The organism is Pseudomonas sp. JQ36 (assembly GCF_053851495.1).
In genome coordinates this window covers 5,932,548-5,944,156 of the sequence record NZ_CM132642.1, presented here as the reverse complement: position 1 = coordinate 5,944,156, position 11,609 = coordinate 5,932,548, and the positions used below count along the sequence as shown (strand labels likewise).

The 11,609-nt window shown below is 59.4% G+C and carries 12 protein-coding genes; 6 read left to right on the top strand and 6 right to left on the bottom strand.

What is annotated here, in order from left to right; all coding sequences use genetic code 11:
* The first annotated feature begins 55 nt into the window (after nt 1–55).
* From ACS4NR_RS26790 to ACS4NR_RS26780, 3 genes are all read left to right on the top strand, one after another.
* Nucleotides 56–1,000, top strand: a complete 945-nt coding sequence (locus ACS4NR_RS26790; RefSeq protein ID WP_456018753.1) for an ornithine cyclodeaminase family protein — start codon at nt 56–58, stop codon at nt 998–1,000.
* A gap of 151 nt (nt 1,001–1,151) precedes the next feature.
* The gene (locus ACS4NR_RS26785) at nt 1,152–2,279 is read left to right on the top strand and encodes an NAD(P)/FAD-dependent oxidoreductase (protein ID WP_456018752.1); all 1,128 of its coding nucleotides are present in this window, start codon (nt 1,152–1,154) and stop codon (nt 2,277–2,279) included.
* A 92-nt stretch (nt 2,280–2,371) separates the two neighbouring features.
* Nucleotides 2,372–2,998, top strand: a complete 627-nt coding sequence (locus tag ACS4NR_RS26780) for a helix-turn-helix transcriptional regulator (RefSeq protein WP_095138253.1) — start codon at nt 2,372–2,374, stop codon at nt 2,996–2,998.
* Between the two features lie 100 nt (nt 2,999–3,098).
* Here the strand turns inward: ACS4NR_RS26780 and ACS4NR_RS26775 are convergent, their stop codons facing one another.
* The 5 genes from ACS4NR_RS26775 to ACS4NR_RS26755 all read right to left on the bottom strand — a co-directional run bounded on the left by ACS4NR_RS26775 (nt 3,099) and on the right by ACS4NR_RS26755 (nt 6,918).
* Nucleotides 3,099–3,875, bottom strand: a complete 777-nt coding sequence (locus ACS4NR_RS26775) for an ABC transporter substrate-binding protein (protein WP_204894939.1) — start codon at nt 3,873–3,875, stop codon at nt 3,099–3,101.
* Nucleotides 3,876–4,116: 241 nt separating this feature from the next.
* Nucleotides 4,117–4,569: a molybdopterin synthase catalytic subunit MoaE gene (gene moaE, locus ACS4NR_RS26770; RefSeq protein WP_054049707.1), complete on the bottom strand. Its 453-nt coding sequence runs from the start codon at nt 4,567–4,569 to the stop codon at nt 4,117–4,119.
* Nucleotides 4,570–4,572: 3 nt separating this feature from the next.
* Complete coding sequence (moaD, locus tag ACS4NR_RS26765) at nt 4,573–4,815, bottom strand: molybdopterin converting factor subunit 1 (protein ID WP_166496244.1); 243 nt, start codon at nt 4,813–4,815, stop codon at nt 4,573–4,575.
* Nucleotides 4,812–5,285, bottom strand: a complete 474-nt coding sequence (moaC, locus tag ACS4NR_RS26760) for a cyclic pyranopterin monophosphate synthase MoaC (protein WP_095138249.1) — start codon at nt 5,283–5,285, stop codon at nt 4,812–4,814. The genes moaD and moaC overlap by 4 nt, the downstream gene beginning before the upstream one ends.
* A gap of 238 nt (nt 5,286–5,523) precedes the next feature.
* Complete coding sequence (locus tag ACS4NR_RS26755; protein ID WP_095139594.1) at nt 5,524–6,918, bottom strand: PhoH family protein; 1,395 nt, start codon at nt 6,916–6,918, stop codon at nt 5,524–5,526.
* A 14-nt stretch (nt 6,919–6,932) separates the two neighbouring features.
* Here ACS4NR_RS26755 and ACS4NR_RS26750 point away from each other — a divergent pair, with 14 nt between their 5' ends.
* Nucleotides 6,933–7,079 carry a hypothetical protein gene (locus ACS4NR_RS26750; RefSeq protein ID WP_456018751.1) on the top strand — a complete coding sequence of 49 codons (147 nt, stop codon included), beginning with the start codon at nt 6,933–6,935 and terminating at the stop codon, nt 7,077–7,079.
* Nucleotides 7,080–7,255: 176 nt separating this feature from the next.
* On the opposite strand, the gene ACS4NR_RS26745 is transcribed toward ACS4NR_RS26750, so the two are convergent.
* Nucleotides 7,256–8,332 (bottom strand): polysaccharide deacetylase family protein, encoded by a 1,077-nt coding sequence (locus ACS4NR_RS26745; RefSeq protein WP_456020412.1) that lies wholly within the window; start codon nt 8,330–8,332, stop codon nt 7,256–7,258.
* A 313-nt stretch (nt 8,333–8,645) separates the two neighbouring features.
* On the opposite strand from ACS4NR_RS26745, the gene yaaA reads away from it, so the two are divergent.
* A complete protein-coding gene (gene yaaA / locus ACS4NR_RS26740) occupies nt 8,646–9,425 on the top strand; it encodes a peroxide stress protein YaaA (protein ID WP_456018750.1) in 780 nt (259 codons plus the stop codon).
* Between the two features lie 810 nt (nt 9,426–10,235).
* Nucleotides 10,236–11,552, top strand: a complete 1,317-nt coding sequence (locus tag ACS4NR_RS26735; protein WP_095139591.1) for a nucleotide sugar dehydrogenase — start codon at nt 10,236–10,238, stop codon at nt 11,550–11,552.
* The last annotated feature ends 57 nt before the right edge of the window (nt 11,553–11,609 follow it).

The window sequence follows — 11,609 nt, the reverse complement described above, 5'->3', positions numbered from 1 at the left end:
CAACTAAAAGTCCATAATGGACAAATTAGTTTAGATCCAGACTGCGGAGCCTCACATGTCCAGTACACCCTACGTGATCGACCACACCCGAGCCCGCGAGCTGCTGGCACGCATCGACGTGCCGCAGATCCTGCGCAAACTGTTTCGCGACCTCGCCGCCGGCCACGCTGTGCAACCGTCGCAGCAACTGGTGGAGTTCCCGCAGGGCGCCGGCGACTTCATCAACTATTTGGGGGTGCTGGCCGAAGATGGCGTGTACGGGGTCAAGACTTCGCCGTACATCGTCCGCAAGCAAGGGCCGCTGGTCACGGCGTGGACACTATTGATGTCGATGAAAACCGGCCAACCGTTGTTGCTGTGCGATGCCGGTGAACTGACCACCGCGCGCACCGCCGCGACCACCGCCGTTGCAGTCGATGCCCTCGCCCCGCTGAATGCTTCGCGGCTGGCAATCATCGGCAGCGGCAAGGTTGCTCAGGCGCATCTGCATTACGTGAAAGGTCTGCGCGACTGGCAGAGCATCAGCGTGTATTCGCCGAGTCTGTCTGAAGACGCTGAAACCCGGGCGCTGCTGAAGGAAATCTACCCGGGGGTGAAGATTGCCGACAGCCGCGATGTCGCCCTCACAGACGCGGACGTGATCATGCTCTGCACCTCGTCCGCCGGCCCGGTCATCGACCCGGCCACCTTGAGCAAACCGGCGCTGATCACCTCGATCAGCACCAACGCGCCACGCGCCCATGAGGTGCCGCCGCAGAGCCTGGGCGACATGCAGGTGTTCTGTGACTATCGTCTGACCACGCCGGGCTCGGCCGGTGAGATGTTGATCGCGACCGAGCAGCATGGCTGGAGCAAGGATTCGATCATCGGCGACCTTGCCGACCTGCTCAGCGAGAAAGTGCCGCGCCCCGGTTACGACCGTCACGTATTTTTCCGTTCTATTGGCCTGGGCCTGGAAGACATCGCGCTGGCGAATGCGGTTTATCTCTTAACCCACTAACACCACAAATCCCATTGTGGGAGCGGGCTTGCTCGCGAAGAGGCCGTATCTGGCGACGTATTTGCCGAATGACACACCGCCTTCGCGAGCAAGCCCGCTCCCACAGGGGATCAGCGTATTTTCCAATATCGCGAGCAACTGGAGACCTTTCATGAGCCAGGCAGACTTCATCATCATCGGCGGCGGGATTGCCGGTGCTTCCACCGGTTTCTGGCTGTCGCCCCACGCCAAAGTGATCGTGCTCGAACGTGAATCGCACCCGGCCTATCACTCCACCGGGCGTTCTGCCGCGCTGTACACCGCCGCCTACGGTACGCCGCAGGTGCGCGCGCTGACACTGGCCAGCCGTGAGTTTTTCGACCAGCCGCCGAGCGGCTTTTGCGAGCACCCATTGCTGACACCGCGCGGCGAAATGACCGTGGACTTCAGCGGTGACGCCGCCGAGCTGAACAACCAGTACCTCAGCGCCAAAGCCACAGTGCCAGAAATGCAGCTGCTCAGCGCCGACGAAGCCTGCGCCCGTCTGCCGATCCTGCGTCGGGAAAAAGTCCACGGCGCGATCTACGACCCCACCGCCAGCGACATCGACACCGACGCTTTGCATCAAGGCTACCTGCGCGGTATCCGCCGCAACAACGGCCAAGTACATACCGATTGCGAAGTGCTGGGCCTGAGTCGTGACGCTGACGGCCAATGGCAAGTGCAAACCAAAAGCCAGACGTTCAGCGCCCCGATCATCATCAACGCCGCCGGCGCCTGGGCCGACCAGATCGGCGAGCTGGCTGGCGCCCAGGCGCTGGGCCTGCAACCGAAACGCCGCGCGGCGTTCATTTTTGCCGGGCCCGAGGGCGTCGACATTCATCACTGGCCGATGCTGGTCAGCCTCGACGAATCGTTCTACATGAAGCCCGACGCCGGGATGTTCCTCGGCTCCCCGGCCAACGCCGATCCGGTCGAACCGCATGACGTGCAACCGGAAGAGCTGGACATCGCCATGGGCATCTATCAGATCGAAGAGGCCACGACCCTGACCATCCGCCGCCCGACCCGCACCTGGGCCGGACTGCGCAGCTTCGTCGCCGACGGTGATCTGCTCAGCGGTTTCGACCCGCAGGTGCCGGGGCTGTTCTGGGTTGCGGCCCAAGGCGGTTACGGCATTCAGACTTCACCGGCCATGGGCCAGGCCAGCGCGGCATTGGTGCGTGGTCAGCCGCTTCCCGAGCCGCTGCAACAGTTCGGCCTGACGAGCGCCATGCTCTCCCCTTCACGCCTGCGCTGACGGCCCCTGCGGATGACGCGCCCAACGGATTGCGGCACACTCGCAGCGCCCCCGTGCACGGGGGCGCTGACGCTGCCTGGAGCTCCACAATCATGACCGCCCCCGAATTCGATCCGGCCCTGGATAACTTCCGTGCCATCGCCGACGCCATCGCCACGCTGTTCTTTCCCCACGCCGAAGTGGTGCTGCACGACCTGCGCACACAGAAGGTCGACTACATCGCCAACAACCTGTCCAAGCGCGAGATCGGCGACGACTCATCGCTTGAAGACATGCTCAGCGAGGAGGTCAGTGAGCGCAACATCGGCCCGTACGAAAAGCTCAATTGGGACGGCCAGAAGATCCGCAGCCTGAGCACCGTGCTGCGCGACCGCGAAGAGCGGCCGCTGGCGGTGCTGTGCATCAACCTGAATATTTCGCTGTTCGAGAATGCCAAGGCTGCGCTGGATCTTTTCCTGTCGCCGAGCAAACTGATCCCGCAACCGGACTCACTGTTTCGCGATGACTGGCAGGAACGCATCAACACCTTCCTCCACGCCTGGCTGCGCGAGCGCCAGTTGAGCCTGAATCTGCTGACCCGCGATCACAAGCGCGAACTGGTGCTGGCGCTGCACGCCGAAGGCGCGTTCAAGGGCAAAAGCGCCTCGAACTATGTGGCCAATGTGCTGAACATGGGGCGGGCGACGGTGTACAAGCATTTGAAGGAATTGAAGGGCTAGAGGTTTGCGGTGATTTCTCTGACGCCATCGCGAGCAGGCTCACTCCTACAGGGGAACGCATTCCAAATGTAGGAGTGAGCCTGCTCGCGATAGCGGACTATCAGTCGCCGTAGATGTCGGACTTGAAGTACTTCTCGGAAATCTTCTGATACTCGCCACTCGCCCGAATCCCGTCGATGGCCGTGTTCAACTCACTGACCAGCTCGGTATTACCCTTGCGCACCGCAATCCCCGCGCCCTCGCCCACGTACTTCGGATCCTTCAGCTCCGGCCCGACAAACGCATAGCCTTTGCCGCGTGGCATCGACAGGAAATCATTGAGCGGAATGGTGTCAGCGAAAATCGCATCGAGCCGCCCGGCCGCCAGGTCCATGTAGATTTCTTCGTTATTGCCGTAGCGCTTGACGTTGATGCCCTTGGGCTCGAACACCTCGGTGGCATAACGATCGGTGGTGGTGGCGCGCTGCACGCCGATGGTCTTGCCCTTGAGGCTGGCGTATTGATCATCGACCGTAGCGCCTTCCTTCATCACCAGTCGCGACGACGTGAAATAGTACTTGTGGGTGAAATCCACCGACTTCTTGCGGTCTTCGTTGATGGTCATCGACGACAGCGCCATGTCGATTTTCTTCACTTTCAGCGAAGGGATCAGACCATCGAACTCACCCTCGACCCACACGCACTTGACCTTCATCTGCGCGCACAGGGCATTGCCGATGTCGTAGTCGAAACCGACGATTTCGCCCTTGTCGGTTTTCGAGGCGAACGGTGGATACGCAGCCTCGATGCCGATGCGCAGGGTCTTCTCGGCGGCAAACGAGCTGGTGCACGCCAACAGGCTCAGGGCCAGACCGGTGATCAGGGGGAGTTTCTTCATGTTCGTTCTCTCGCGGGTTGTTGTTGGTTTGGCAAGACAGAAGAAAAGAGCTGGAGCGGGAATTTTGTACTTGTAAATCCATACTGGACTTTTACGTACAAACCGTCAATCGGGCAGGCAGTCAGGATATTTTTGTGTGGCGAATGACGCCATCGCGAGCAGGCTCACTCCTACAGGGGAACGCATTCCAACTGTAGGAGTGAGCCTGCTCGCGATGACTGACTTGAGGACGACGCGGGTTTTACTTCTTCCAGCGATCCGCAGCGGCATGATCACTGTCACGCCCTTCAACCCAACGCGGACCATCGCTGGTGTTTTCTTTCTTCCAGAACGGCGCGCGGGTTTTCAGGTAATCCATGACGAAAGCGCAGGCGTCGAACGCCGCCTGGCGATGGGCGCTGGCCGCGCCGACAAACACGATCGGCTCGCCCGGCTCCAGCGCGCCGATGCGGTGCAGCACTTCCAGCTTCAGTAGCGGCCAGCGTTGCTCGGCTTCGAGGGCAATCTTGCCGAGGGCTTTTTCGGTCATGCCCGGATAATGCTCGAGGAACATCCCCGCCACATCCAGCCCGTCGTTGAAGTCGCGCACGTAACCGACAAAACTCACCACCGCGCCGACACCGACATTCGCCGCGTGCATCGCGTTGACTTCAGCGCCGGGATCGAACGCTGTGGACTGCACCCGAATCGCCATGCCTCAGCCTCCGGTCACGGTGGGGAAAAACGCCACTTCGTCGCCATCGCTCACCGGCTCGTCGAGCTGGCACAGGTCTTCGTTGCGCGCACACATCAGGTTCTGTTCGCTCAGCACTTCGGCGCCATCGCGTTGCGCGAGCAGCGCACGCACAGCGTCGACCGTGGCGAAATCGCCTTCAACCTCGACCGAGTCCACGCCCAGCGCTTCACGATAACGAGCAAAGAATTTAACCGTCAGCTTCATGGCTGCTCCGCCTGAAAGTGCCCGCTCTTGCCGCCGACCTTCTCCAGCAGACGCACGCTTTCGATAACCATGCCGCGATCCACGGCCTTGCACATGTCGTAGATGGTCAGCGCGGCGACGCTGGCGGCGGTCAGCGCTTCCATTTCCACGCCGGTCTGCCCGGACAGTTTGCAGCGGGCGACGATGCGCACGCTGTCGTCGCCCTCAGCGCTGAGTTCGACCTTGACCCCGGTCAGCATCAGCGGATGACACAGCGGGATCAGATCACTGGTTTTCTTCGCCGCCTGAATGCCGGCAATGCGCGCCACGGCAAACACGTCGCCCTTAGGATGGCCGCCGCTAACGATCATCTGCAGGGTTTCGGGGAGCATGCGCACCAGCGCTTGGGCCGTCGCCTCACGGAACGTCACGGCTTTTTCGGTGACGTCGACCATGTTGGCGCGACCTTGGGAATCGAGATGAGTCAGCACGGGATTACTCCTGATCAGGAGCGGGGATTGTAAACCTGCGGGTCAAATTTCCGCATCACTGATTATGAATTCACCACTGTCCCCTGTGGGAGCGGGCTTGCTCGCGAAGGCGGTGCATCAGGCTACATCGATGGTGGCTGACACACCGCATTCGCGAGCAAGCCCGCTCCCACATTGGGTTATGGGTTCATCCATAAAAAACGGGCGGCTGTCAGGCCGCCCGGTTTTGTTGGAAGGGTTACAAATGCGATTCGGCGTATTCGGCCAGAATCGAGCGTGGCACCCCTTGCAGGGTGATGTGCACCCCGTTGGGGAAATCCTTGAAGCGTTCGGTCAGGTAGGTCAGCCCGGAACTGGTCGCGGACAGGTAAGGGGTGTCGATCTGTGCCAGGTTGCCCAGGCACACCACTTTGGAACCGGCGCCGGCCCGGGTGATGATGGTTTTCATCTGGTGCGGCGTGAGGTTCTGGCATTCGTCGATCAGGATCAGGCTCTGCTGGAAGCTGCGACCGCGAATGTAGTTGAGCGATTTGAACTGCAACGGCACTTTGCTGAGGATGTAATCGACGCTGCCATGGGTGTTTTCGTCATCCATGTGCAAGGCTTCGAGGTTGTCGGTGATGGCGCCCAGCCAAGGCTCCATTTTTTCCGCTTCGGTGCCGGGCAGGAAGCCGATTTCCTGGTCCAGGCCCTGCACGCTGCGGGTCGCAATGATCCGGCGATAACGCTTGCTGACCATGGTCTGCTCGATCGCTGCAGCCAGCGCCAGAATGGTTTTACCGGAACCGGCGGCACCCGACAGATTGACCAGATGAATGTCCGGATCCAGCAACGCATACAACGCCAGGCTCTGATAGATGTCCCGTGGCTTGAGACCCCAGGCTTCCTGGTGCAGCAGCGGTTCCTGATGCAGGTCGAGGATCAGCAGTTTGTCTTCCTGAATTTCCTTGATCCAGCCGACAAAGCCTTGTTCGTCAATGATGAACTCGTTGATGTGCACCGCCGGCAGGTTATCGATCAACTGCACCTGATGCCAGGTGCGGCCGTGATCCTGCCGGGTTTCGACCTTGCTCACGCGGTCCCAGAAGGAGCCAGTCATGTTGTGGTAGCCGTTGGGCAGCAGGGACACGTCATCGACCAACTGGTCGGTGCTGTAATCCTCGGCCGCGATCCCGCAGGCGCGCGCCTTGAGGCGCATGTTGATGTCTTTGGTGACCAGCACCACGGCCTTCTTCGGGTCACGGGTGTGCAGGTCGATCAGCTGGTTGATGATTTTGTTGTCGTTCAGATGCTCGGGCAGAATCAGGTTCGACTCGGCCTGTTTGCTCATCAGAATTGACAGCAAGCCCTTCGGCCCGCCCTTGCCGCGCTGGATCGGCACACCCAGTTCGACGTCCTCGGGGGAGGCATCGCCCAGGGTCTTGTCGATCAGCCGGATCGCCTGGCGGCATTCGGCAGCAACGCTGTGATGGCCGCTCTTGAGCTTGTCCAGCTCTTCGAGCACGGTCATCGGGATCGCGACGTGGTGTTCTTCGAAATTCAGCAGGGCATTTGGATCGTGAATCAATACGTTGGTATCGAGTACATAAAGGATTGGCTGGTTGGAAGAAGGGCTACGTCCGTGATCATCCATACTCGGTCACCTTTGTGGGAGCCATTCGACGCAATACCTGGGCGGTGCTGCGCCTCGAAGTGACTGCCGAATTCATCCACGAAGGCCTGGATGAGCTGCACACAAAAGGAGTCTTGGAAGACGCCACCTGTGTTGCAGGTTTCGGCGGTCTGTCTTCGTAATACTCCAAAACCCATGACATAAAAAAGCACTTTGACGGTTTTTTTAAGTTTATTTTGCAGAGTGACGAAAAGCCCTTGGCGGACCGTCCAGACCCCGCTAAAGTCGGAAGTCCGCCTGCATCGAATTCTCTAAAAAAATCGCCCCAAGCCCAATGTTTCCGGGCTTTTTTCGTTTGTCAGCGAAACCCGTCCTGACAGTCCTCAAAGCCGATGCCGCTTTGCGCAGTTTGCGTGATCAGCCACGGCAACGCGGTCTTCACCGCATCCTGTTTCATGTTGAAATTGATCACCCCGTGACGCCACAACAGCATCAGGGTCAGCACCCGCTGCGCGCTCTGTGCGCCCTTGAGCTTGCCGGCGCCATCCTGGGCGTCGATGTCCCACAGCGCCACTTGCAGGCCCTGATTGCGCAAGAAGCTGCCGGCATCACTGCGGCGCTGCCCCTCGGGCGGCCGGAACAGTGGCACGTAGTTTTCCGGCAACTTGTTCTTCACCAGATCGGCGCTGCGGCGCACCGAGTCCTGCCAGTCCTGCCAATAGCTGTGGGAACGGAACTCCCAACCCTGCACGCCCACACACTGTTTCGAGAACTCCGATTGCAGGTTGCTCACCGAGCGATCGGCCAGTCGCGCCTGCACATCCTTGCCCAACAGGAAGAACGTGCCGCTGAGGTTGGATTTGCGCAGGTAGTCGGCGATCCAGTCGGTGTTATCCGGCTGTAGATTGGCGGCGCTGTCGAAGCTCAGCAGAAACAGCCGATCGTGCATCTCTTCGCCGCTGCGCTCGTAGTCGCCAAAACGATCGAATTCGCTGCTGGTCTGCGGCGACAGCGCCGCCTTGCGCATCAGCTCGTCCAGGTACTGCAGATGAAACAACCGGCTCGGCTCGGCCCACCTGGTGTAATAGCTGTCATCGCTGACCACGAACTTGGCGGCCTGCTCGCGCAGGGTTTGCAGATCCTCGACGAGGAAGCAGAACGAGGCATCCTGATCGCAGCTCTGCTGGGCGAAGTTGTAGTTGGCCAACAGACGTTCCCAGAGCCGCTGCCGCAGGCGGCTGATCGCGTCGACATTGACCGTGCGCAGCCCCAGGCGCTGGGCCAGCGCGGCCTCGTCCAGCGCCTCGGTACCGAGCAGGCCGCGGGCGAACATGAGGATTTCCGCGCGCGAGGCGACGTCGAACAGCGTCGGGCTGCTCAGTTGCTCCGGCCAGGTGCTGCGATCCAGCGTCGCCACATCGCCCGGCGCCGCCATGGCCCCGCAGCTCAACAGCCACGCAGTGAATAAAAGAACAATACGCAAAGAGGTGTCTCCATAACCAAACCCGCGCGGCACTATAGCTGATCCCGCAGGATTCCCCGCAGCCACTCCGATTCCCTGTGGGAGGGGGCTTGCTCCCGAATGCGGTGTGCCAATCAGCAAATATGGCGACTGACACGGCCTCTTCGGGAGCAAGCCCCCTCCCACAGGGAAATGTGGCGAGCCGTCGATCACCTATGGACTTGATAGCTGGAGTCCACTCGGCCAACCCCCTAGAATCGCCCCCACGATTAAAGGAGACGACTTCATGCAGATGGTGATTTCCCCCGCCAAGACCCTCGATTACGAAACACCGCCGGCGACCCAGCGCTTCACCCAGCCGCAATACCTCGATCATTCCCAGGAGCTGATCCAGCAACTGCGCGAACTGAGCCCGGCACAGATCAGCGAACTGATGCACGTGTCCGACAAGATCGGCGGCCTCAACGCCGCGCGTTTCGGCAGCTGGACGCCCGCCTTCACCCCGGAAAACGCCAAGCAGGCCCTGCTCGCGTTCAAGGGTGACGTGTACACCGGCCTCGACGCGCAATCGTTCAGTGAAGCCCAGTTCGACTACGCGCAAAAGCACCTGCGCATGCTCTCCGGCCTCTATGGCCTGCTGCGTCCGCTGGATCTGATGCAGCCGTACCGTCTGGAAATGGGCACCAAACTGGCCAACGCCCGTGGCAAGGATCTTTACGCGTTCTGGGGCACCCGCATCAGTGAATGGCTCAACGAAGCGCTGGCCGAGCAAGGTGACGACGTGCTGCTGAACCTGGCGTCCAACGAATACTTCTCGGCGGTCAAACGCAGCGCGCTGAACGCGCGAATCATCAACACCGAGTTCAAGGACCTGAAGAACGGCCAGTACAAGATCATCAGCTTCTATGCGAAGAAAGCCCGTGGCCTGATGATCCGTTTCGTGATTCAGGAAAAAATCAACGATCCTGCCCTGCTCAAGCAATTCGATGTGCAGGGTTATCGCTTCAGCGCCGAGCAGTCGAAACCGGACAATCTGGTGTTTCTGCGCGACCACGCTCCGGAATAAAGCATGCCCATTGCACGACTCTGTATATAAAGAGTCGTGCAGCTCGCACGACGTCAACAATTCCTCGCCACATTTCGCCGTTTTATTGGCGCCATAAAATCGTCCCCGGCATTTCTAATTTTAGTTTCACTCGACACCCGCACTTTTTTTCAGTAGTGGCACGTAAATTTTTTTACGGTAGTGGCACAAAACTATCGAGCTCGATTACGCGCCGATTAATAAAGGCCCAAATCGAAAGTGCTATCAAATTGAGACCAGTGCCATCTTTAGCAATATTTCAAAAAATTTCAGCTTTCGCGATGAGCGGGTAGGAACTATGTCCAAATGCATAGCTCATACCACCGGTAACGATTCTCGCCGAGTTTGTACGAGATAACTTACGCAGAGCGGAGAACCATGTAACCAAGTTGTCACAGCAACTTGCCTAGATGGTTCACTCATCTGATCAACTAACGATGGATAGGTGATACGCACCATAAACATCCTCTACAAGGCCAAGGCTGCGCCCCTGTAATTGTGCTCGCCTGAGCACCCAACCGCTTGATCTACGGGCTTTTCGCCCGACATCAGGTGGACTGAACACATGCACAAGAGTCTTCCAGCAAGAAGATCCGCTGCATAACAGGGCAAGTCATAACAACCAGGCCTAGTTGCGCACATCTTGAGTGCACTTATTTAGACACTCGGAACTTAGTATGCCTGCACACGGCATTGTGGCGCCTGTTTGCCGCACTTTCGAGTGCACTATGACCGCTGAACACCATTAACTCCGGCCATCTAACGGCTTGATAAAACACAGAGGTAATTGCGATGCGCATCAGCATATTTGGTTTGGGTTACGTTGGCGCAGTATGTGCCGGTTGCCTGTCTGCACGGGGCCATGACGTGGTTGGCGTCGATGTTGCCAAAGACAAGATCGACATGATCAACGCCGGCAAGTCGCCGATTGTTGAACCGGGTCTGGGCGAACTTCTGGCTCAGGGTATCGAGACCGGTCGTCTGCGCGGTACGACCAACTTCGCCGAAGCGATTCGTGACACCGACCTGTCGATGATCTGCGTCGGTACGCCGAGCAAGAAGAACGGCGATCTGGAACTGAACTACATCGAGGCCGTGTGCCGCGAGATCGGTTTCGTGCTGCGTGAAAAATCCACCCGCCACACCATCGTGGTACGCAGCACCGTGCTGCCGGGCACCGTCGCCAACGTGGTGATCCCGATCCTTGAAGACTGCTCGGGCAAGAAGGCCGGTGTCGATTTCGGCGTCGCGGTCAACCCGGAATTCCTGCGTGAATCCACCGCGATCAAGGACTACGACCTGCCACCAATGACCGTCATCGGCGAGTTCGACAAGGCCTCGGGCGACGTTCTGCAATCGCTGTACGAAGAACTCGACGCACCGATCATCCGCAAGGACATCGCGGTCGCCGAGATGATCAAGTACACCTGCAACGTCTGGCACGCGACCAAAGTGACCTTCGCCAACGAGATCGGCAACATCGCCAAAGCGGTCGGCGTCGATGGTCGTGAAGTGATGGACGTGGTCTGCCAGGACAAGACCCTCAACCTGTCCCAGTACTACATGCGCCCGGGCTTCGCCTTCGGCGGTTCGTGCCTGCCCAAAGACGTGCGCGCCCTGACCTACCGCGCAGGTTCGCTGGACGTCGAAGCGCCGCTGCTCAACTCGCTGATGCGCAGCAACGAATCGCAAGTGCAGAACGCCTTCGACATCGTTGAAAGCCACGACAAACGCAAAGTCGCCCTGCTCGGTCTGAGCTTCAAGGCCGGTACCGACGACCTGCGCGAAAGTCCGCTGGTGGAACTGGCCGAAATGCTGATCGGCAAGGGCTACGACCTGAGCATCTACGACAGCAACGTCGAGTACGCCCGCGTTCACGGCGCGAACAAGGACTACATCGAGTCGAAAATCCCGCACGTGTCGTCCCTGCTCAACTCGGACTTCGATTCGGTGATCGACAACTCCGACGTGATCATCCTCGGCAACCGCGACGAGAAGTTCCGCGCGCTCGCCCAGGAAGCACCGCAGGGCAAACAGGTCATCGACCTGGTCGGCTTCATGGCCAAAGCGACCAACCCAGGTACTCGCACTGAAGGTATCTGCTGGTAAAGCAGCGCCAAGCGACAAGCCTCGAGCTGCAAGCAAAGCGTTTCGCTTGCAGCTTGA